Raw genomic sequence first — 22354 nt, 5'->3', positions numbered from 1 at the left:
ATGCAGTATTGAGGGCTCGGCATTGCCGGGCCTTTTTAATTGTTATCTTCCGGGAATTCGCCCACCGTCATCTTCAGCGTGATGCGTTTGCCTTCGCGCAGGACCACCACCGGGATTTCTGTACCCGGTCGGATTTCTGCTACCTGGTCCATGGTTTCCAGCACCGATACCGCAGGCTTGTTGTCCACGTTGATGATCACGTCGTTAATATGGAAACCGGCGTTGCCTGCCGGCCCGCCCTGAGTAATTTCAGTCACGATAATGCCCTGCAGGCGATCGATGCCGGAATTGGACGAGCGCAACGGAATAATCTCTTTGCCCTGAATGCCGAAATAACCCCGAATGACGCGGCCGTCGCGGATCAGTTTGTCCATAATCTTGGTGGCCAGCTCGATAGGAATGGCGAAACCCAGGCCTTCCGGCGTTTCACCGTCGGTGATTTTGTCGTAGGTCAGGGTATTGATACCGATTAATTCGCCGAGGGAGTTGACCAAAGCACCGCCGGAGTTGCCGCGGTTAATCGAGGCATCGGTCTGCAGGAAGGTCTGACGTCCGGTGGTGCTCATACTGATACGGCCGGTGGCGCTGAGGATCCCCTGAGTCACGGTCTGGCCGAGGTTATAAGGGTTGCCAATCGCCAGCACGACGTCACCCACGTGGGCGGTGCGCGCGGTATTAATTGGGATCACCGGCAGGTTGCCCTGATCTATTTTCAGGACTGCCAGATCGGTCAGGCTGTCAGAGCCGACCAGCAGCGCCTCATAGCGGCGGCCGTCCTGGACGACCACGGTAATTTGTTGCGCATCCTTGATCACGTGTCGATTGGTCAGGATATAGCCACGTTCATTCATGATCACGCCTGACCCCAGCAACAGCACGTTGGCGGTGCCGTTCATGTTGCGGTTGTAGATATTGACTACGGCAGGCGCGGCACGTCGTACCGCCTTATTGTAACTGACGGGTGTTTCATCAAGGGTACTATCATGTTTTTCTGCGAACAAAGCATTGGAAGAACGTAGCACGGGTAAAGCAACCAGCAGCAGGCCGGCAACGATTAGACCAATAACGACGGAACGCAAGAGCTTAGCAAACATGGAGTTTTAGTACGTAAGATGAAAGATACCGGGAGGATAACATGAGAATACCGAGCGCAGTATGTCACCGCGCCCGGTTTTTAAACAAATATACGATCAGCGCAACAGCAGATAAATGGTTTCGCTGCCACGCACGATGTTCAGCGCCATGACCGGTGGTTTGGCTTCAAGCACCTTGCGCAACGCCGTGATGTTCTCAATTCGCTGGCGGTTGACGCCGATGATCACATCGTCTTTCTGCAGCCCGATTTGTGCCGCCGCAGAGCCTTTATCCACTTTATCGATCTTCACGCCTTTTTCACCGCTTGGGATCGCCCCGTTGCTGAGTGAAACCCCCTGCAGAGCTGGGGAAAGCGTTTCGGCATTGGTTGAGGCGCTTTCGCTGTTATCCAGCGTAACGGAAACTTCCTGCGGTTTGCCGTCGCGCAGCAGGCCGACCTTGATGGTTTTGCCCGGCACAGTGGTGCCGACCTTGGCGCGCAGCTCGGCGAAACTGCTGACAGGCTTGCCGTCCACCGAAACCAGGATATCGCCGGCCTTGATGCCCGCCTTGGCAGCGGCGGATTTCGGCAGCACTTCGCTGACGAACGCCCCGCGTTGCGCGTCGGTATTAAAGGCCTTGGCCATATCGGCGGTCATTTCACTGCCTTTAATGCCCAGTAGCCCGCGTTTCACTTCGCCAAACTCGATCAACTGCTGGCTGAGGTTCTGCGCCATGTTGCTCGGAATGGCAAAACCGATACCGACGTTGCCGCCGCTTGGCGCCAAAATGGCGGTGTTGATACCGATCAGCTCACCGTTAAGGTTAACCAGCGCGCCACCGGAGTTACCGCGGTTGATGGATGCATCGGTCTGAATAAAGTTTTCCAACCCTTCCAGGTTCAGCCCGCTGCGGCCCAAAGCGGAAATAATGCCGGAAGTGGCAGTTTGGCCAAGGCCAAACGGGTTGCCGACGGCCACGGCGAAATCGCCGACCCGCAGTTTATCGGAGTCCGCCATTTTTATAGCGGTCAGTTTTTTCACGTCGTTGAGCTGCAGCAGGGCGATATCGGACTGTTCGTCACGGCCTACCAGCTTGGCGTCCACTTCACGGCCATCGTTCAACTGTACGCTGATTTTATCGGCGTTGTTGATCACGTGGTTGTTGGTCAGCACATAGCCTTTGGCGGCGTCGATGATGACGCCGGAACCCAAGCCTTCAAACGGGCGTGAGCTTTGCTGTTGCCCAGGGCCGCCAGGGCCAAAGAAGCGTCTGAACTCCTCCGGAACTTGCTGGCGCTGTACCTGGGTTCCTTCAACATGCACGCTGACCACTGCGGGCAAGACCTTCTCCAGCATCGGTGCCAGGCTTGGCAGCGGTTGCCCTTGAACGGCGACGGGCATCGCGGCGGTGGCAGCCGGTACGGAGGTCAGTGTGAGGCCAATACTCATTGCCAATGCACTAAGAATTAACGACTTTTTCTTCATTGATAATAGCTCTCTCAATACCTGCCGGTGGAATAGTGATGATAAAGCAGCAGCAATACCATAGTGAAGGGTAAGACCGTGAATTTGCGTGAAAAGTTCACTCAAACGTCTGCGTTAAGGATAGCTCAGCGTGGGGGAAGAAGTATGAGGAGGATCAAAAACCCGTGGGACTGGCCCACGGGCGAAGAACGGCGTTTAGTCGCGACGTGGACGTTCGCCACGCAGCAGGCCTGATGCGCCTTCCGAATAGTCGCGCGGCATTTCTACCGGCGCCTGATCGTTATCCGCTTCGGCTTCGGTCAGGCGATAGCGGAACGGATTTTCCTGCATCGGCAGATCCGGCAGCAGGTTGTTGGAGCTTTTCGCCATATGCTGATACAGCTGGCGATAGTCACGTGCCATGTTGTCCAGCAGCTCGGCGCTGCGGGAAAAATGACCGACCAACTCCTGACGATACTCTTCCAGCTCGGTTTTGCTCTTATCCAACTCGTTCTGCAAAACTTGTTGTTGACGTAATTTACGGTTACCAAAACGCATCGCTACCGCACCAATGACGATACCGACCACCAAACCAATCAGCGCATACTCCCAGGTCATGATGACTCCTATTTTGACTTCGTTGTTCCGCAGGGATTTTTCACTTAATAATATCCACTATAACCGTTAACCTTGTCCGAGTGGAATCCTGATGAGCTTTGACCTGATTTTTACAGGGTTTTCAGCGCCGCTCAGAGTGGGCATTTGTGGCGATATGAGGGCTAACCAGCCGTAATATGTCGCGAAAATGGGCTAAATAATTTCTAAGCGTTCTTAGGGAACATCGAACAGATGCAGGCACAATCACCGTTATCACGCTACCAGCGGCTGCTTGCTGCGGGGGAATACCAGGCCGATGAGGTTCAACGCCAGGCCGTCACTCAACTGGATCATATCTATCAGGCCTTGCAGCAAATACCGGCCGTCAGTGCACCTGCCGGCGGTCTGCGCGGCAAGCTGAGCCGTTTGCTGGGCAAAAGCAGCGAAACGGCAAAACAGCGGCCGGTGCAGGGCTTATATATGTGGGGCGGGGTCGGGCGTGGCAAAACCTGGCTGATGGATATGTTTTTCCACAGCCTGCCGGGTGACCGCAAGCTACGGCTGCATTTCCACCGCTTCATGCTGCGGGTGCACGAAGAGCTGACCGAATTGCAGGGGCAGGAAAATCCGCTGGAAATCATCGCTGATGGGTTCAAGGCGCAAACCGACGTGCTGTGTTTCGACGAGTTCTTTGTTTCCGATATCACCGACGCCATGCTGCTGGCGACGCTGTTGCAGGCGCTGTTTGCCCGTGGCATCACGCTGGTCGCCACCTCCAATATTCCGCCGGACGATCTGTATCGCAACGGTCTGCAGCGCGCGCGCTTCCTGCCGGCGATCGACCTGATTAACGAGTATTGCGATGTGATGAATGTTGATGCCGGCATTGATTATCGTCTGCGCACCCTGACTCAGGCGCACCTGTATCTGACGCCGCTGGATGAACAAACCCGCCAGACCATGGATCAGATGTTCGTGAAACTGGCCGGCAAGAAAGGCGAGGCGGCACCGGTATTGCAGATCAATCACCGGCCGCTGCAGGTTATCCACGCGGTAGACGGCGTGCTGGCCGTTGATTTTCATACCTTGTGCGAGGAAGCACGCAGCCAGCTCGATTACATCGCCTTATCGCGCCTCTACCACAGCGTTATCCTGTATAATGTGCGCGTGATGGGGCCGTTGAAGGAAAATACCGCACGCCGCTTCCTGGCGTTGGTGGATGAATTTTACGAGCGCCACGTCAAGTTGGTGATCGCTGCCGAAGCCTCGATGTTCGAGATTTACCAGGGCGAGCGGCTGAAGTTTGAGTACCAGCGCTGCCTGTCGCGGCTGCAGGAGATGCAAAGCGAGGAGTATCTCAAGTTGCCGCATCTGCCTTGATTGCCCGGGGGCGCCACTGCCGACGTCCCCGATTTTCCGCTGCTGGCGATTAATTGCGTTTCCATTCAAAAAGCGTTCGATCTTTGTGAGCGACTTCTCTATAATCTTGCGACCCCACGTTACAACAAAGTTTTTTTTCCCAAAAACTTTATAGTGCCGGCAATGGCTATTCGAAGGGGTAGGTTTGCTGGACTTGTATGGTCGTGTGAGCCTCAACTGTTTTCGAGCGTTTGGGTGTTCACCAACGTGTAACTAATTATTGGGTAAGCTTTCTAATGAAAACTTTTACAGCTAAACCAGAGAGCGTTCAACGCGACTGGTACGTTGTTGATGCAGATGGTAAAACTTTAGGCCGTCTCGCTACTGAACTGGCTCGTCGTCTGCGCGGCAAGCATAAAGCGGAATACACCCCGCACGTTGATACCGGTGACTACATCATCGTTCTGAACGCAGAAAAAGTTGCTGTAACCGGCAACAAGCGTACAGACAAGGTGTATTACCACCACACCGGCCACATCGGTGGTATCAAGCAAGCGACCTTTGAAGAGATGATTGCCCGCCGTCCTGAGCGCGTGATTGAAATCGCGGTTAAAGGCATGCTGCCAAAGGGTCCGTTGGGTCGTGCAATGTTCCGTAAACTGAAAGTTTACGCGGGCAACGAGCACACTCATGCGGCACAGCAACCGCAAGTTCTTGACATCTAATCGGGATTATAGGCAATGGCTGAAAATCAATACTACGGCACTGGTCGCCGCAAAAGCTCCGCCGCTCGCGTTTTCATCAAGCCGGGCAGTGGTAACATCGTAATTAACCAGCGCAGCCTGGAACAGTACTTCGGTCGCGAAACTGCCCGCATGGTAGTTCGTCAACCGCTGGAACTGACTGACATGGTTGGTAAATTTGACCTGTACATCACCGTTAAAGGTGGTGGTATCTCTGGTCAAGCTGGTGCTATCCGTCACGGTATCACCCGTGCACTGATGGAGTACGACGAGACTCTGCGTGCAGAATTGCGTAAAGCTGGCTTCGTCACTCGTGACGCCCGTCAGGTTGAACGTAAGAAAGTCGGTCTGCGTAAAGCACGTCGTCGTCCGCAGTTCTCCAAGCGTTAATTTTTTACTGCTTCGGCAGTGGAATTTACGCAAAAAACCCGGTGCTTCACCGGGTTTTTTTATGCCTGAAAATCACGTTGCTGCTACTAAAATCTTTGGTATATCAGACAATTCAATACGAATTCGCCGCACAGCCCCCACAAAACAAGCAAAATCTGGTAAACTATCATCCACTTTTGCGCCTGTTCGCCATGCAGCAGTTATCAGTTTACCTCCGAGGCCGGTTTTTATGACCTAAGGTTTAGCTGCGAGTTGCTGGCCTGCGGTCAAGATCATTCAGGATAGCAGCCTGTCAGTGGGCTATTCGCAGTATTTTCTAGATAACTTGGAGGTTTTCATGGCTGTCGCTGCCAACAAACGTTCGGTAATGACGCTGTTCTCTGGCCCGACCGACATTTTTAGCCATCAAGTACGTATCGTACTGGCGGAGAAAGGTGTCAGCGTCGAGATTGAGCAGGTTGAGTTGGATAACCTGCCGCAGGATCTGATTGACCTCAACCCGTACCAGACGGTGCCTACGCTGGTCGATCGCGAACTGACCCTGTATGAATCCCGTATCATCATGGAATACCTTGATGAGCGCTTCCCGCACCCGCCGTTGATGCCGGTTTATCCGGTCGCGCGCGGCGAGAGCCGCCTGATGATGCTGCGTATCGAGAAAAACTGGTATTCGCTGATGTACAAAATCGAGCAGAGCAACGGTCAGGAAGCTGAATCAGCTCGCCGTCAACTGCGCGAAGAGCTGCTGGCGATTGCCCCTATCTTTGGTCAGACGCCGTATTTCATGAGCGAAGAGTTCAGCCTGGTGGATTGCTACCTGGCGCCGCTGCTGTGGCGTTTGCCGCAGTTAGGCATTGAGCTGAGCGGTGCTGGCTCCAAAGAGCTGAAAGGCTACATGACCCGCGTGTTCGAACGCGATGCCTTCCTGGCCTCCCTGACCGAAGCCGAGCGCGAAATGCGCCTGCAGACTCGGGGCTAAGCGTCATGGATATGTCTCAGATGACACCACGCCGTCCGTACTTGCTGCGGGCGTTCTATGACTGGTTGCTGGACAATCAGCTAACACCGCATCTGGTGGTAGATGTGACGCGTCCTGATGTGCAAGTGCCGATGGAATTCGCCCGCGATGGACAGATTGTTCTGAACATTGCGCCGCGTGCGGTGGGCAATCTGGAACTGGGCAACGACGAAGTGCATTTCAACGCACGTTTCGGCGGTGTGCCGCGTCAGGTTTCTGTGCCAATGGCAGCCGTGCTGGCGATCTATGCGCGTGAGAACGGTGCAGGCACCATGTTCGAACCGGAAGCCGCTTATGAAGCGGAAGGCGCGTTTGAAGGCCTGGACAATGAGACGATCCCATCGGAAAGCCTGATGTCGGTGATTGATGGCGATCGGCCGGATCTGAGTGAAGATAATGATTCGGACGATGAACCGCCTCCGCCGCCACGTGGTGGCCGCCCGGCACTGCGCGTGGTGAAATAACCTCGCGGTAGTGAACACCAAAGGTCGCTTCGGCGACCTTTTTTATTGCCTGCGATCCAGCTTGGCTTAGCTTTTCAATGAGGCGATACAGGCGTCACGCGGTGCACTGAGATCGCCGATACGGACGGTGGTGAGTGCATGGGTGGCGCGCTGCTTGAACGTGGTGATAGCGGTATCACCTTGCACTTCCGGCGGCGCGGTACAGATATCGTTGATCGGTAAGTTATTGCCTTTGTCGAGGGCATGCAGCACCGCCGCGGGGTTATAGACCAACGCGGAAGACAGGGCTGACTTCACGCCTGCGGTAAATGAGGCGTTACCCCCATTGGCCAGTTTAGGGGCCAGCGCGATCCAGTTATCGTCGCCCAGTTTGATGTTTTTTTCTACCGCGGCAAGCTGGCCTGCTTTAGCCAGTTGTGCGACCACCGACGCCGCACCGCGTGCCTCAATGTTATAACCCACTTCCTGAGAGTCGAGCGACATGGCCAGTGAATTGAAGCTGACAACCAGCAGTGCGCCAGTCAGTAAGGCAAAGGAGAATTTCATGGTTAGCTATCCTTATCAAGATATCAGACGCAGCAGCGCCCCTGAGTGATGCTAACTCAATACTATAGCGCGTTGGGCAAAAGGGGGTGTCACAAAGCGTGTGGGCTGCGGTGAAAAAACAAAGGCCCGGCAGTTTTGGCTGCGGGCCCTTGGGGGGAAGTCAGCGAAAAATTACACTTCCAGATAGCTCATGATGCCATCGGCGGCTTTACGCCCTTCGGCAATCGCCGTCACCACCAGGTCAGAACCGCGTACCGCATCGCCACCGGCGAAGATTTTCGGGTTGCTGGTCTGGAAGGCGTTATCGGTGCTTTCCGGTGCCACGATACGACCTTGCTTGTCGAGCTCGACGTCGTGGGCAGCCAGCCAGTCCATCTGGTGCGGACGGAAACCAAACGCCATGACCACGGCATCGGCATCGATAACGTGCTCGGAGCCTGGCACCTGTTCTGCAACCTGACGACCATTGGCATCTGGCGCGCCCAGTTGGGTACGAACCATTTTCACACCGGCGACGCGGCCGGCGCTGTTCAGTTCGATGCTCAGCGGCTGCAGGTTGAATTTGAAATCAACCCCTTCCTCACGCGCGTTTTTCACTTCACGCTTGGAGCCTGGCATGTTGGCTTCATCACGGCGGTAGGCGCAGATAACCTCGGTGGCGCCCTGACGGATAGAGGTGCGTACGCAGTCCATCGCGGTATCACCGCCGCCCAGTACCACCACGCGCTTGCCTTCCATGCTGACATACGGTTCATGCTGCTCGGCTTGATAACCCATCAGCTGTTTGGTGTTGGCGATCAGGAACGGCAATGCGTCGTAGACTCCCGGCGCGTCTTCATTCTCCAGACCACCACGCATCGACTGATAAGTACCGACGCCGAGGAACACCGCGTCAAACTCACTCAGCAGCGTTTCCATGGAGATGTCTTTGCCCACTTCAGTGTTGAGTTGGAATTCAATGCCCATCTCACTGAAGATGCCACGGCGCTTCACCATCACTTCTTTTTCCAGCTTGAAGGCCGGAATACCGAAGGTCAGCAGGCCACCGATCTCGGGATGACGATCGTAAACCACCGCTTTCACGCCGTTGCGGGTCAGCACATCGGCACAGGCCAGACCGGCAGGACCGGCACCGATCACCGCCACCCGTTTGCCGGTAGGCAGCACATGGGACATGTCCGGCTTCCAGCCCATTTCGATCGCTTTGTCGCTGATATAGCGCTCGATGTTACCGATGGTCACCGCACCGAACTCATCGTTGAGAGTACAAGAGCCTTCACACAGGCGATCCTGTGGGCAAACGCGGCCGCAGACTTCCGGCAGGCTGTTGGTCTGGTGCGCCAGATCTGCCGCCTCCATGATGCGGCCTTCATTCGCCAGCTTCAGCCAGTTCGGGATGTAGTTGTGAACCGGGCATTTCCATTCGCAATAAGGGTTACCGCAAGACAGGCAGCGGTCCGCCTGCGCTTTCGCCTGAGTTTCCGAAAACGGCTCGTAAATCTCTACAAACTCAATTTTACGGATCTTCAGCGGTTTCTTTGGCGGATCAACGCGCTGCAGGTCGATAAATTGATAAACATTCTGACTCATTTAATGACCTCTTACTGCGCCTGAACCCGCAGCTCGGCTGCGGAACGACTACGGTGACCCAACAATGCTTTGACATCACTGGACTTCGGCTTGACCAGAGCAAACTTCGGTGCCCATTCCGGCCAGTTGGCCAGGATCTCTTCCGCACGCGAAGAACCGGTCGCCTGCACGTGCTCGGTAATCAATCCGCGCAGGTGCTCTTCATGAATTGCCAGTTGGTCGACATCCAACACTTCCACCAGTTCTGGGTTCACTCGTTTACGGAACTCGCCGTCTTCATCCAGCACGTAGGCGAAGCCGCCGGTCATGCCCGCACCAAAGTTGATGCCGGTTTTGCCCAGCACGCAGACGATGCCGCCAGTCATGTATTCACAACCGTTATCGCCGATACCTTCTACCACGGTGATGGCACCGGAGTTACGTACGGCGAAGCGTTCACCCGCACGGCCAGCAGCGAACAGCTTGCCGCCGGTAGCGCCGTACAGGCAGGTGTTGCCGATAATGCTGGCTTCATGACTGCGGAACGCGGAGCCAATCGGTGGACGCACGGCGATACGGCCGCCTGCCATGCCTTTGCCAACGTAGTCGTTGGCGTCGCCGGTCAGGGTCAGTTCTACGCCGCCCGCATTCCATACGCCGAAGCTCTGGCCGGCGGTACCGGAGAAGTAGGCCTTGATCGGATCGGCCGCCATGCCCTGGTCACCGTGCACGGTAGCGATGGCTCCGGACAGGGTAGCGCCCACTGAACGGTCGGTGTTGCGGATATCGAAGTAGAAGGCTTTGCTGCTTTTCGCTTCAATATGCGGTTCCGCCTGTGCCAGCAGATCCTTGTTCATCAACCCTTGGTCGAACGGCGGGTTGCTGCTTTCGGTGCAATGCAGCGCCTTGCCCGGATGCGGCGTGGCGGTTTTCAGCAACGGCGACAGATCCAGCTTGTTCTGCTTGGCGGAGATACCGTCCAGTTCGGTCAGGAAATCGGTACGACCAATCAGATCCACCAGTTGGCTAACCCCTAACTGCGCCATGATCTCGCGGGTTTCGCGCGCGATAAACTGGAAGTAGTTGGTCACGCGTTCCGGCAGGCCGTGGTAATGATCGCGGCGCAGTTTTTCATCCTGAGTTGCCACGCCGGTAGCGCAGTTGTTCAGGTGACAGATACGCAAGTACTTACAACCCAGCGCCACCATTGGACCGGTGCCGAAGCCGAAGCTTTCCGCACCCAAAATTGCCGCTTTCACGATATCCACACCGGTTTTCAGGCCACCATCCACCTGCAGGCGGATTTTATGGCGCAGGCCGTTGGCCACCAACGCTTGCTGGGTTTCCACCAGGCCCAATTCCCACGGACAGCCAGCGTATTTCACTGAAGACAGCGGGCTGGCGCCGGTACCGCCGTCGTAGCCGGCGATGGTGATCAGATCGGCATAGGCTTTCGCCACACCGGTGGCGATGGTGCCCACGCCCGGTTCGGAAACCAGCTTCACCGAGATCATGGCCTTCGGGTTGACCTGTTTCAGGTCGAAAATCAGCTGAGCCAGATCTTCAATCGAGTAGATGTCGTGGTGCGGTGGTGGCGAAATCAGCGTCACGCCCGGTACCGAATAACGCAGCTTGGCGATATAAGGGGTAACCTTATCCCCCGGCAACTGGCCGCCTTCACCCGGCTTGGCTCCTTGCGCCACTTTAATTTGGATCACATCGGCATTCACCAGGTAAGCCGGCGTCACGCCGAAACGGCCGGATGCCACCTGCTTGATGCGCGACACTTTGTTGGTGCCGTAACGGGCCGGATCTTCACCCCCTTCGCCGGAGTTGGAGAAACCGCCGAGGCTGTTCATGGCGATCGCCAACGACTCGTGCGCTTCCGGGCTCAGGGCACCGATGGACATTGCTGCGGTATCGAAACGTTTGAACAGCGATTCAGCAGGTTCAACCTGATCAACCGGAATTGGCGTGCCCTTCGGCGTGATAGCCAACAGGTCGCGCAACATGGCCACCGGGCGCTCGTTCACCAGCTTGGCGTAAGCCTGATAGTCGCTGTATTTGCCGCTGTGCACTGCCGTTTGCAACGTGCTCACCACGTCAGGGTTGTACGCATGGTACTCGCCGTCGTGGACGAACTTCAGCAGGCCGCCCTGTTCCAGCGGTTTACGTTTCAACCACGCACGCTTGGACAGGTTCTGCAGATCCTGTTGGATGTCGCTGAAGCTGGCGCCGCCGATGCGGCTGACCACGCCCTGGAAACACAAATCGGACAGATCGCGGTGCAGGCCGACGGCTTCGAACAGTTTAGCGCAGCGGTAAGAGGCGATAGTAGAGATGCCCATTTTGGACATGATCTTGTACAAGCCTTTATTGATGCCGTTACGGTAGTTCAGCATCACTTCACGGTATTTCTTGTCGATTGCCTGGGTATCTACCAATTTGGCCAGCGTTTCGTAAGCCAGGTAGGGGTAGACCGCCGTCGCGCCAAAGCCTAACAGCACGGCAAAATGGTGCGGGTCACGGGCACTGGCGGTTTCAACAATGATGTTGGCGTCGCAGCGCAGGCTTTTCTCGACCAGACGGGTCTGGATCGCACCAACGGCCATTGGCGCAGGCACCGGCAGGCGTTGGGGGGTGATGGCACGGTCTGACAGCACCAACAGCACGGCACCGTCGCGGACTTTACGTTCCGCTTCGTCGCACAGCGAACGGATGGTCTGCTCCAGATCCTGCTCCGCCGGATCAAAGGTCAGATCGAGCGTGTCGGCCCGATAGTATTCGCCTTCCAGCGTAGTGAGCTGTTTGAAATCGGAGTACAGCAGGATCGGCGATTTGAAGCTTAAACGGTGCGCCTGGCCTTCGGCCTCGCAAAACACGTTCATTTCGCGGCCGATGCTGGTGGCCAGCGACATGACGTGCGCTTCGCGCAGCGGATCGATAGGCGGGTTGGTCACCTGCGCGAACTGCTGACGGAAATAGTCATAGATGATGCGTGGGCGGCTGGACAGCACGGCAAACGGGGTATCGTCACCCATTGAGCCGGTAGCTTCCTGGCCAATCTCGCCCAGTACGCGGATCACCTGATCCAGTTCTTCGCTGCTGTAGCCGAACTGTTTCTGGTAAGTCTCGAGCTGCGAATCGTCAAGCTCACGACTGCCGACCTGATCGGCCGGCAGGTCTTCGAACGGCACCAGCCGCTTGACGTTCTTTTCCATCCACTCTTTATACGGGTGGCGGCTTTTCAGATCGTCGTCGGTTTCGGCAGAGTGCAGGATCTTGCCGCTACGGGTATCGATCACCATCAGCTCGCCAGGGCCCACGCGGCCTTTCTCGACCACTTCATCCGGCTGGTAATCCCAGATGCCGACTTCAGAGGCACAGGTAATCAGCTTGTCTTTGGTGATGACGTAGCGTGCCGGACGCAGACCATTACGGTCCAGGTTACAGGCGGCGTAGCGGCCGTCGGACATCACGATACCGGCAGGGCCGTCCCACGGCTCCATGTGCATCGAGTTGAAGTCGAAGAAGGCACGCAGATCGGTGTCCATATCCGGGTTGTTCTGCCAGGCTGGCGGAACCAGCAGGCGCATGGCGCGGATCAGGTCCATACCGCCTGCCAGCAACAGCTCCAGCATGTTATCCAGCGAGCTGGAGTCGGAACCGGTTTCGTTAACGAAAGGCGCTGCCGTTTGCAGATCCGGGATCAGCGGCGTCTGGAATTTATAAGTACGGGCGCGCGCCCATTGGCGGTTGCCGGTGATGGTGTTGATTTCGCCGTTGTGCGCCAGGTAGCGGAACGGCTGCGCCAGCGGCCAGCGTGGCACGGTGTTGGTGGAAAAACGCTGATGGAACAGGCAGATGGCCGACTCCAGACGCAGGTCCGCCAAATCAAGATAGAAACGGGGCAGATCCGCAGGCATGCACAGGCCTTTATAGATCGTCACCAGATTCGAGAAGCTGCATACATAGAAGCTGTCGTCCTGGACGCGCTTCTCGATACGGCGGCGCGCGATAAACAGGCGGCGTTCCATATCGCGTGGGCGCCAACCGGCCGGGGCGTTAACGAAAATCTGTTCAATACGCGGCAGGGAGGATAGGGCAATTTCACCCAAAACGTCCGGGTTAGTCGGCACTTCACGCCAGCCAACAACCGACAGCGTTTCGTTCTGCAGCTCTTCTTCTACAATGCGGCGGCTGGCACGGGCTTCCTCTTCGTTCTGGCTGAGGAACATCATGCCAACGGCGTAGTTCTTGGCCAAGCGCCAGCTGCGCTCTTCCGCCACCATGCGGAAAAAGCGGTCGGGCTTTTGTAATAACAGGCCGCAACCGTCGCCAGTCTTGCCGTCAGCAAGGATTGCGCCACGGTGCTGCATGCGGGCCAGTGCGTGAATCGCGGTACGCACGACCTTATGGCTAGGTTCGCCTTCTATGTGGGCGATCAGGCCGAAACCACAGTTGTCCCGCTCTTGGGATTTATCGTACAACATATCAGTGAACCTCCCCAGGCTCTGCGTGACTCTCACAACCGACTCACGAGCGGGCTTCTCAACGTCAGGCAGAAGTCCAATCAGCAAGCTGAATATCGCCGATCTGCTTTTCCGCCCTCCGTCAATGGCCTCTCGTGATGGTGCTCACAAGTGGTAAATGACTTGTTTTAAGAGGGAGTCTTAAATTACTGCATAAATATGACGAGACGTTTGCCCGTCCAGAAAGCTTCCAGCGGACTTCCAACTTAGCGAGAAAGAATACGCAGGTCAAATATAGGCCTAAGGGGGTTTTTTAATGAAATAACTGTATTTAATTATTTGATATTAATTGTTTTTTGGCGTTTTTTAAGCTTGCATGGGGGAGTGTCGTCCCCCGAAGAAATGTGAGCTGTCTCACTATAGTGCAACGCCTGAATCTCTGCACCATGCTAGTGCGGGTGGGAATGTCAGAGTTTTATTCTAATAACTTATTCTTTTTTGTTTTTTACAACTATTTTTCATCGCTTTGTCATACTGGCGTTAACGGTTGCGTGGAAATAAGAAAAATTCATCTCGGCCAAGATGATTTTATTTGCATTTATAATGAATAGTTATGCTTGGTGAAGCCTTGCGGAGAAAGCGTTGATCTCTGTCATCGCGGGAAAAGCCGTTTTTTATTAGCATCACGGGCTTTGAGCACAGAGACCCCCAAGATTATGCAGTTGCCGCAATTAGTCAATATGTTTGGTGCCGACCTTCAGCGGCGATACGGCGAAAAGATCCATAAACTCACCCTGCACGGCGGGTTCAGTTGCCCGAATCGCGACGGCACGTTGGGGCGTGGTGGCTGTACATTCTGTAATGTCGCTTCTTTTGCCGATGAACAGATGCAGCATCAAAGCATCGCCGAACAGTTGGCACTGCAGGCCGACAGGGTGAATCGCGCAAAACGCTACCTGGCCTATTTCCAGGCCTATACCAGTACTTATGCAGAAGTGAATCTGCTGGCGGAGATGTACCGCCAGGCTCTGGGACAGGCGGATATGGTCGGCATTTGTGTTGGAACCCGGCCGGACTGCGTGCCACCTGCCGCCCTGGATCTGCTGGCGAGTTACCGCGAAAAAGGCTACGAAGTGTGGCTGGAACTCGGGCTGCAGACGGCGCACGATAAAACGCTAAAGCGCATTAACCGCGGCCACAATTTCTCCTGTTATCAGCGCACCGCCCGGCTGGCGCGCGAACGCGGGCTGAAGGTGTGTAGCCATCTGATTGTTGGGCTGCCGGGGGAAAGCGCCGCCGAACATCTGACCACGTTACAACGGGTGGTGGACAGCGGCGTGGATGGCATCAAGCTGCATCCGCTGCACATCGTGACCGGCAGCACGCTGGCGCGGGCCTGGCAGGCGGGTCGGTTGCCTGAACTGTCGCTGGAGGCATACGCCGCCAGCGCCGGAGAGATGATCCGCCACACGCCGAAGGAGGTGGTATATCACCGTATTTCCGCCAGCGCGCGTCGGCCGACGCTGTTGGCACCGTTATGGTGCGAAAACCGCTGGAACGGCATGCAGGCGGTCGGCGGCTATTTGCAACGCCATGGCGGGCAGGGCAGTCGATTGGATGAAAAGCAGCAATATCGCCCTTGATCGCTGTTTTGATTTGCAATCTTTCCCACACTTCGACGTTTGCTTCCTTATCTCCTCGGTGTTTTACGGTATGATTTAGACGATTCTGTCTGATGGGAGCGGCTATGAAGCAAATCCGGGTGTTAGCCCAGTACTACGTTGATTTAATGGTAAAACTGGGGCTGGTACGCTTTTCGCTGCTGCTGGCGTCGGCGCTGGTGGTGCTGGCGATGGTGGTGCAGATGGCGGTGACCATGCTGCTGCGCGGCGAAGTGGAAAGCATCGACGTGGTGCGCTCAATCTTCTTCGGCCTGTTGATTACGCCCTGGGCAGTCTACTTTCTGTCGGTGGTGGTCGAACAGCTTGAAGAATCACGCCAGCGCCTGGCGCGGCTGGTGGATAAGCTGGAAGAGATGCGCCATCGCGATCTGGAGCTGAACCAGCAGCTTAAGGACAACATCAGCCAGCTGAATCAGGAAATTGCCGATCGTATCAAGGCGGAAGAAGAGCGCCAGCAGGTGATGGACAAGCTGACGGAAGAGATGGAACAGCGCGAACTGGCGCAAATCGAACTGGGCCAGCAGTCGGCGCTGTTGCGTTCTTTCCTCGATGCTTCACCGGATCTGGTGTATTACCGCAACGAAGACAAAGAATTCTCCGGTTGTAACCGGGCGATGGAGCTGCTGACCGGCAAAAGCGAAAAACAGCTGATTGGCCTGACGCCGTATGACGTTTACGGCCAGGAAATCGCCGAAAAGGTGATAGAAACCGATGAGAAAGTGTTCCGCCACAACGTTTCGCTGACCTACGAACAGTGGCTGGTCTATCCGGACGGGCGCAAGGCCTGTTTTGAGCTGCGCAAAGTGCCGTTTTACGATCGCGTTGGCAAACGGCATGGGCTGATGGGCTTCGGCCGCGATATAACCGAGCGTAAGCGCTATCAGGACGCGCTGGAGAATGCCAGCAGGGACAAGACCACCTTCATCTCCACGATCAGCCACGAGCTTCGTACGCCGCTTAACGGCATTGTCGGGCTGAGCCGCATTCTGCTCGATACCGAGTTAAACGACGAACAGTTGAAATACCTCAAAACCATCCATGTCAGCGCCATTACCCTGGGCAATATCTTCAACGACATTATCGAGATGGACAAGCTTGAGCGGCGCAAAGTGCAGCTCGACAATCAACCGGTAGATTTCACCGGCTTCCTGGCGGACCTGGAAAACCTCTCCGGCCTGTTGGCTCAGCCGAAAGGCCTGCAGTTTGTGATGGAGCCGCAGCAACCGCTGCCGCAGCAAATCATCACCGACGGTACCCGCCTGCGTCAGATCCTATGGAACCTGATCGGCAATGCGGTGAAGTTCACGCCGCAGGGGCAAATTGTGGTCCGCGTACGCCGCGAAGAGCAGGATCGGTTGGTGTTTGAGGTGGAAGACTCCGGCATGGGGATTCCGAAGGATGAGCAGGACAAAATCTTCGCCATGTATTATCAGGTCAAGGACCAGCACGGCGGCCGTCCGGCGACCGGCACCGGCATTGGGCTGGCTGTTTCCAAGCGCTTGGCGCAGAGCATGGGCGGCGATATCACAGTCAACAGCGTGCAAGGGCACGGTTCTTGCTTCACTTTGACCATCCAGGCGCCGGCGGTGAAGGAAGCGGAAAGTGAAACGCAGGCGGAGGAGGCCCTGCCATTACCGGCGCTGCATATTCTGCTGGTCGAAGATATCGAGCTGAACGTGATTGTGGCGCGTTCGGTGCTGGAGAAGCTGGGCAACAGCGTCGAAGTAGCGATGAACGGCAAGGATGCGCTGGCGATGTTTGATCCAGACGAGTTCGATCTGGTGTTGCTGGATATCCAATTGCCGGACATGACCGGGCTGGATATCGCCCGGGTGCTGCGAGAGCGCTATGCCGGGCAGGCGCTGCCGCCGCTGGTTGCATTGACTGCCAACGTGCTGAAAGACAAAAAAGAGTATCTCGACGCGGGGATGGACGACGTGCTGAGCAAGCCGCTGTCGGTGCCGGCGCTGACCAAGGTGATTAAACATTACTGGGATCATCAACCCTCTCACACCACAAAGAAAATGGAGCAAAAGACGATGCAGATTAATGAGTCTTTACTGGATACCACCATGCTGGAACAGTACATGGACCTGGTGGGGCCGCAGTTGATCCATCAGAGCCTGGAGATGTTTGAGCAAATGATGCCGGGCTATCTGGCGGTGTTGGATTCCAATATGACCGCGCGTGATCAGAAAGGCATCACGGAAGAAGGGCACAAAATTAAAGGTGCAGCGGGTTCGGTGGGTCTGCGCCATCTGCAACAACTGGCACAGCAAATTCAAACCCCGACGTTGCCAGCGTGGTGGGATAACGTGCAGGACTGGGTGGATGAGCTGAAGCAGGAATGGCGTAACGACGTGCAGGTACTGCGGGCGTGGGTAGCGGAAGCTGAAAAAAAATGACCCCGACCTAGGCCGGGGTGCGCGAATATTGCGCCAACACCAGGGAAATTGTGAACCTGCGTATTGGATTTAGTGTTCTGGTCGAGCAGGTTGTAGAGAATTCCTAAACATCATACAGCCAACAACATAGCAAATGTAAGCGCTCTTGTTAGAAGATTCATTAAAATGTGTGATGTAGATTAGTGTTTGACTACTCCGAGCACTAACCAGTTGACAGTATCAACAGGAGGAAGGGTGATGAAAAACGTGGGTGTAGTGCTGAGTGGCTGCGGGGTTTATGACGGTACGGAGATCCATGAGGCCGTCCTGACGCTGCTGGCGTTGGACCGGGCAGGCGCACTGGCGGTGTGCTTTGCGCCTGATAAACCTCAACTTCATGTTATTAATCACTTATCTGGCGATGAAATGCCAGAGGCGCGCAATGTTTTGCTAGAGTCTGCACGCATTGCCAGAGGCAAAATTCAGCCGCTTTCACAGGCCGATGCCGACCAACTGGACGCCCTGATTGTCCCCGGTGGGTTTGGCGCTGCGAAGAACCTCAGCAGTTTTGCCAACGAAGGGGCGGAATGCTGGATTGATAAAGATTTAGCGAAGCTAACGCAACAAATGCATAAGGCAAATAAACCAATTGGTTTTATGTGCATCGCGCCGGCGCTGCTGCCAAAGTTGCTGGATCAACAAGTGCGGCTGACCATTGGCAACGATCCTGACCTCGGTGAAGTGATTGATGCCATGGGCGGTGAGCCGGTCATTTGCCCGGTTGACGATATCGTGGTGGATATTGATAACAAAGTGGTGACCACGCCAGCCTATATGTTGGCGAAATCGATCGGTGAGGCCGCCCGCGGGATTGATAAGCTGGTTTCACGGGTGCTGGATTTGGCTGAATGAGAAAATCTGTGGGCAAATCGATGCTATCCCGGCCATGGTTTTGGCTGAAACGCGGATTGATCGCAGTGGTTGGTGCCTGGCTGCTGGGTATCCTGGTATTTGCTTTTTTACCGGTGCCTTTTTCTGCGGTGATGGTCGAGCGGCAGATCGGTGCCTGGCTGAGGGGCGATTTTGGCTATGTGGCGCACTCCGACTGGGTGTCGATGGACGAGATTTCCCCGCAGATGGCATTGGCGGTGATGGCGGCGGAAGATCAGAAGTTCCCGGATCACTGGGGTTTTGACGTGGCGGCGATAGAAAAGGCGTTCAGCCACAATGAACGTCGGCCCACGCGCATTCGTGGCGCTTCTACGCTGTCGCAGCAAACCGCGAAGAACCTGTTCCTGTGGGACGGCCGCAGTTGGTTGCGCAAAGGGTTAGAGGCCGGTTTGACCTCCGGCATCGAACTGGTGTGGACCAAGCGTCGGATCCTGACGGTATACCTGAATATCGTGGAGTTCGGCGACGGCGTATTCGGCGTAGAGGAAGCGTCACGGCGCTACTTCAATAAACCGGCCAAGCGTCTGACTGCATCGGAGGCCGCACTGCTGACGGCGGTGTTGCCCAATCCACATCGCTTCAAGGCCAATGCGCCTTCCGGCTATGTCATACAGCGACAGCAGTGGATCATGCGCCAGATGCGCCAGTTGGGTGGGGAAGGTTTCCTGAAAGAGAATAAGCTCGATTAACCTGATGCTCCCCTACCGTTAGGCAGGGGAGCCGTCTCTTTAGCAGTGAATTTTGTATCAGGGTTTTTGACTGATAAACGCACTCAGGTCTGCATGCATCTTTTTGAGCGACGGTTCATCCACGTACGGCATATGCCCGGTGTCATACCAATAGAAACGGATATTGTCGCGTAGCTTGGGCGACACGGGCAGATGGCTCATCTCATATTTGGCGACGAAATAAGGCGTGGCCAGATCGTAAACCCCGCCTATCACCATCACTCTCATTGCCGGATTCATTTTCATCACCCGCGACAGGCTCGGCAACACGTTAAACGATCTGTCGCGGCTGTTGCTGGACATGTTCCAGTCATAGATCTCATCGGAAAATGCGCGATAGTTTTGGTCGGCGCTAAAATGCAGCGTCTTGCCAAGATAATCGTGGAATTGCGCGACGTAGGCGGAAGTAATTGCACTGATGTTGGGATCGTAATTGGACGTTTCGGCGATATTATCCAGCGATGGCCCACGATAGCGGGTATCGATTCTGCCAATGGTCTCGTCCTGGCCGCTCAACAGTTGTTTGGCGAAAACCGGCCCACTCAGGCGCAGATTGGCCTTGAGCCAATAATCGGCCGAAATACCGGTAAATTGGTAAAGTTGCTCGGCGAGCGTTTGGCGATCTTTTTCAGGCAGATTGGCACCTTGCAGCAATGCCTGGGCATAAGTCCCCAGTGCAAACTTCTCGGCCTGGTCTAACAAGGTTTGCAGGCTCTGGTGTTTGTCCGGCAGCCGCTGGTGATACCAGGCGCTGGCCGCGTAGGTGGGGAGTGCCAGGTAGTAAGGCTGATCGACGCCGGGGTTTTGATTGGGATCGTCGACATTGTTGTCATAGTTCAGAAACTGCGACATCAGAATAATGCCGTTAAGATCGATATTCTGATTTTTTAGCGTCTCGGCCAATACCACCGAGCGGGTAGTGCCGTAGCTTTCACCCAATAAATATTTAGGTGAGTTCCAGCGTTGGTAATGCGTTAGAAACTGAACGATAAACTGAGAAAAAGCCTGAGCATCGCCGTTGACGCCATAAACGTTGCTGGCACTCTGTGATTTTTGCTGCGCTCTCTCCGGTTGGCTGGCGGCACTGCTGGAAAAGCGGCTGTAACCCGTTCCGGGGGCATCGATAAATACCAGATCGCTGACGTTGAGCAGGCTGTATTGGTTATCGGTTAGTTGGTAAGGCGCCAGCTGTGTTTTCTCTGGCTGAGTAGCGATAACCCGTTTAGGCCCGAGTGCCCCCATATGCAGCCAAAGCGAGGCGGAGCCCGGCCCGCCGTTGTAGATAAAGGTAATCGGCCTGTTCTCGTTCTTATTCTCATTCTTTTTGAAATACGCGACATAGAACATGCCGGTCACGGGATCTTCCGGGTCGTCTTTACTCAATTCCAGCACCCCGGTTTGCGCCTGATAATTGATTTTTACCTGGTTGACCGTGATCGCGCCTTCGGTAGCAACGGTTTGATCGGCCATCGGGGCTGGGGCGTGCTCGGCGTGGGGCGCTTCCTGTGGCGGATTGGCGGCGGAAACTCCGGCGGTGAATAAAGAAACGGCAGTGAGAAAACCGATTAAAATTCTGTCCATTTGAATTTTATCCGTAATGAAGTGAGAGATGACTTTAAACGCGACTCATTAAACCAGGGTACAACAGCGCGGAGCGTGCAGAAAAGCGGCAAGGGGAATGCCCCTTGCCTGAAGGATCATTTAACGAAGGTGAAGGCGGTGGTGACGTGTTTTACGCCGCTCACCTGGCTGGCGATCTGCGCCGCAGACTGGCCTTCCTGTTGGGTGACCAGGCCCAGCAAGAACACTTCGCCATTTTCAGTGGTCACTTTCACGTTGGATGACTTCACCGTATCGCTGGTGAGCAGCTGTGAACGGACCTTGGTGGTGATCCAGGTATCGGAGGAGGCGGTGCTCAGGCTAACCGGCGTTCCCTGACGGATCTCGTTATACACTTCGGTGGTGCCTTCAACACCCATGGCGATTTGCTTGGCACGAGCCGCCAGATCGGTGCTTGGCGATTGGCCAGTCAGCAGGACTTTACCCTGGTAGGCCGTTGCGACCACCCGAGCCTCTTTTTTCAGCTGCTGATCTTTGCTCAGGGCATTTTCAACCCGGGCTTCCAGCGTCCCATCGTCTACCTGAGTCCCCACGCTGCGTGGGTCGGTGGCCGTTTTAGTGGCGACGGCGGCGCTGCCAACGACAACGCCTGCAATACAACCTTGTAACAGCAGGGCGCTGGACAGCACTGCAAATGTGGCTTTTAGCTTCATCTCAGTTCCTTAATCGTCCTGGTGGGGAAACAACGTATTGTCTATCAGGTCGCATAGGCAATTTACAGTCAGCATATGCATTTCCTGAATGCGTGCACTGCGGTGGGAAGGGATGCGGATCTCGACATCCTGCTGACCGAGCAAGCCGGCCAGTTCCCCACCGTCGTAACCGGTAAGTGCGACAATCGTCATGTCACGCGTCACGGCGGCTTCGACCGCTTTCACAATATCACGGCTATTGCCGCGGGTGGAAATTGCCAGCAGTACGTCGCCGGCGTGTCCGAGCGCACGAACCTGTTTGGCATAGACTTCATCGTGCAGGCGATCGTTGGTGATCGCGGTCAGCACCACGTTATCGGCATTCAGGGCAATGGCCGGCAGGCTTGGGCGCTCGGTTTCAAAGCGGTTGATCATGCTGGCGGCGAAATGCTGCGCATTGGCTGCCGAGGTGCCATTACCGCAGCACAGAATTTTATTGCCGTTAAGTAAGGATTGAACCAGCGTCATTGCTGCACGCGAGATGGCGTCGGGCAAAGCTTCCGCCGCCGCAATCTGGGTTTGGATGCTTTCGGTAAAACAGGCTTTAATTCTATCCAGCACGTTGTATTAATCCACTAAGTCAAAGGGCCGGTCTGCAC

General features: G+C 55.5%; 18 protein-coding genes. 9 read left to right on the top strand and 9 right to left on the bottom strand.

The window, feature by feature from the left end; all coding sequences use genetic code 11:
- Positions 1-35: 35 nt before the first annotated feature.
- From degS to zapG, 3 genes are all read right to left on the bottom strand, one after another.
- Positions 36-1094: an outer membrane-stress sensor serine endopeptidase DegS gene (gene degS, locus EBA31_RS22910; protein WP_122080296.1), complete on the bottom strand. Its 1059-nt coding sequence runs from the start codon at positions 1092-1094 to the stop codon at positions 36-38.
- A gap of 96 nt (positions 1095-1190) precedes the next feature.
- Positions 1191-2561, bottom strand: a complete 1371-nt coding sequence (degQ, locus tag EBA31_RS22905; RefSeq protein WP_122080295.1) for a serine endoprotease DegQ — start codon at positions 2559-2561, stop codon at positions 1191-1193.
- Positions 2562-2756: 195 nt separating this feature from the next.
- On the bottom strand, positions 2757-3158 hold the full coding sequence (zapG, locus tag EBA31_RS22900) for a Z-ring associated protein ZapG (protein WP_122080294.1): 402 nt from the start codon (positions 3156-3158) through the stop codon (positions 2757-2759).
- A gap of 231 nt (positions 3159-3389) precedes the next feature.
- On the opposite strand from zapG, the gene zapE reads away from it, so the two are divergent.
- From zapE to sspB, 5 genes are all read left to right on the top strand, one after another.
- On the top strand, positions 3390-4517 hold the full coding sequence (zapE, locus tag EBA31_RS22895) for a cell division protein ZapE (RefSeq protein WP_020831842.1): 1128 nt from the start codon (positions 3390-3392) through the stop codon (positions 4515-4517).
- Between the two features lie 275 nt (positions 4518-4792).
- Positions 4793-5221 carry a 50S ribosomal protein L13 gene (rplM, locus tag EBA31_RS22890; RefSeq protein ID WP_020831840.1) on the top strand — a complete coding sequence of 143 codons (429 nt, stop codon included), beginning with the start codon at positions 4793-4795 and terminating at the stop codon, positions 5219-5221.
- Positions 5222-5236: 15 nt separating this feature from the next.
- Positions 5237-5629: a 30S ribosomal protein S9 gene (gene rpsI / locus EBA31_RS22885; RefSeq protein WP_020831838.1), complete on the top strand. Its 393-nt coding sequence runs from the start codon at positions 5237-5239 to the stop codon at positions 5627-5629.
- A gap of 337 nt (positions 5630-5966) precedes the next feature.
- Positions 5967-6608 (top strand): stringent starvation protein SspA, encoded by a 642-nt coding sequence (sspA, locus tag EBA31_RS22880; protein WP_012147043.1) that lies wholly within the window; start codon positions 5967-5969, stop codon positions 6606-6608.
- 5 nt (positions 6609-6613) lie between these two features.
- Positions 6614-7111: a ClpXP protease specificity-enhancing factor gene (sspB, locus tag EBA31_RS22875; protein WP_046372555.1), complete on the top strand. Its 498-nt coding sequence runs from the start codon at positions 6614-6616 to the stop codon at positions 7109-7111.
- Positions 7112-7177: 66 nt separating this feature from the next.
- Here the strand turns inward: sspB and EBA31_RS22870 are convergent, their stop codons facing one another.
- The 3 genes from EBA31_RS22870 to gltB all read right to left on the bottom strand — a co-directional run bounded on the left by EBA31_RS22870 (position 7178) and on the right by gltB (position 13719).
- A complete protein-coding gene (locus EBA31_RS22870) occupies positions 7178-7657 on the bottom strand; it encodes a hypothetical protein (protein ID WP_020831834.1) in 480 nt (159 codons plus the stop codon).
- 171 nt (positions 7658-7828) lie between these two features.
- A complete protein-coding gene (locus EBA31_RS22865) occupies positions 7829-9247 on the bottom strand; it encodes a glutamate synthase small subunit (protein WP_122080293.1) in 1419 nt (472 codons plus the stop codon).
- Between the two features lie 11 nt (positions 9248-9258).
- Positions 9259-13719, bottom strand: coding sequence for a glutamate synthase large subunit (gene gltB, locus EBA31_RS22860; protein WP_020831832.1), 4461 nt, complete (start codon positions 13717-13719; stop codon positions 9259-9261).
- Between the two features lie 695 nt (positions 13720-14414).
- On the opposite strand from gltB, the gene EBA31_RS22855 reads away from it, so the two are divergent.
- From EBA31_RS22855 to mtgA, 4 genes are all read left to right on the top strand, one after another.
- The gene (locus EBA31_RS22855) at positions 14415-15341 is read left to right on the top strand and encodes a TIGR01212 family radical SAM protein (protein ID WP_122080292.1); all 927 of its coding nucleotides are present in this window, start codon (positions 14415-14417) and stop codon (positions 15339-15341) included.
- Between the two features lie 104 nt (positions 15342-15445).
- A complete protein-coding gene (arcB, locus tag EBA31_RS22850; protein ID WP_046372558.1) occupies positions 15446-17785 on the top strand; it encodes an aerobic respiration two-component sensor histidine kinase ArcB in 2340 nt (779 codons plus the stop codon).
- A gap of 237 nt (positions 17786-18022) precedes the next feature.
- Complete coding sequence (gene elbB, locus EBA31_RS22845) at positions 18023-18676, top strand: isoprenoid biosynthesis glyoxalase ElbB (protein ID WP_122080291.1); 654 nt, start codon at positions 18023-18025, stop codon at positions 18674-18676.
- Positions 18673-19404, top strand: a complete 732-nt coding sequence (gene mtgA, locus EBA31_RS22840; protein ID WP_122080290.1) for a monofunctional biosynthetic peptidoglycan transglycosylase — start codon at positions 18673-18675, stop codon at positions 19402-19404. Before elbB ends, mtgA begins: the two co-directional genes overlap by 4 nt.
- Positions 19405-19461: 57 nt before the next feature.
- Here mtgA and EBA31_RS22835 read toward each other — a convergent pair whose 3' ends face one another.
- From EBA31_RS22835 to diaA, 3 genes are all read right to left on the bottom strand, one after another.
- Positions 19462-21024, bottom strand: a complete 1563-nt coding sequence (locus EBA31_RS22835) for a S10 family peptidase (RefSeq protein ID WP_122080289.1) — start codon at positions 21022-21024, stop codon at positions 19462-19464.
- A 116-nt stretch (positions 21025-21140) separates the two neighbouring features.
- Positions 21141-21716 carry a division/outer membrane stress-associated lipid-binding lipoprotein gene (gene dolP, locus EBA31_RS22830; protein WP_020831822.1) on the bottom strand — a complete coding sequence of 192 codons (576 nt, stop codon included), beginning with the start codon at positions 21714-21716 and terminating at the stop codon, positions 21141-21143.
- Positions 21717-21725: 9 nt separating this feature from the next.
- Positions 21726-22316 (bottom strand): DnaA initiator-associating protein DiaA, encoded by a 591-nt coding sequence (diaA, locus tag EBA31_RS22825; RefSeq protein WP_020831820.1) that lies wholly within the window; start codon positions 22314-22316, stop codon positions 21726-21728.
- Positions 22317-22354 lie beyond the last annotated feature (38 nt).

Origin of the sequence: Serratia sp. P2ACOL2 (assembly GCF_003691565.1) — a bacterium.
Lineage (GTDB): Bacteria > Pseudomonadota > Gammaproteobacteria > Enterobacterales > Enterobacteriaceae > Serratia > Serratia liquefaciens.
This window is presented reverse-complemented; position numbering and strand designations above follow the sequence as displayed.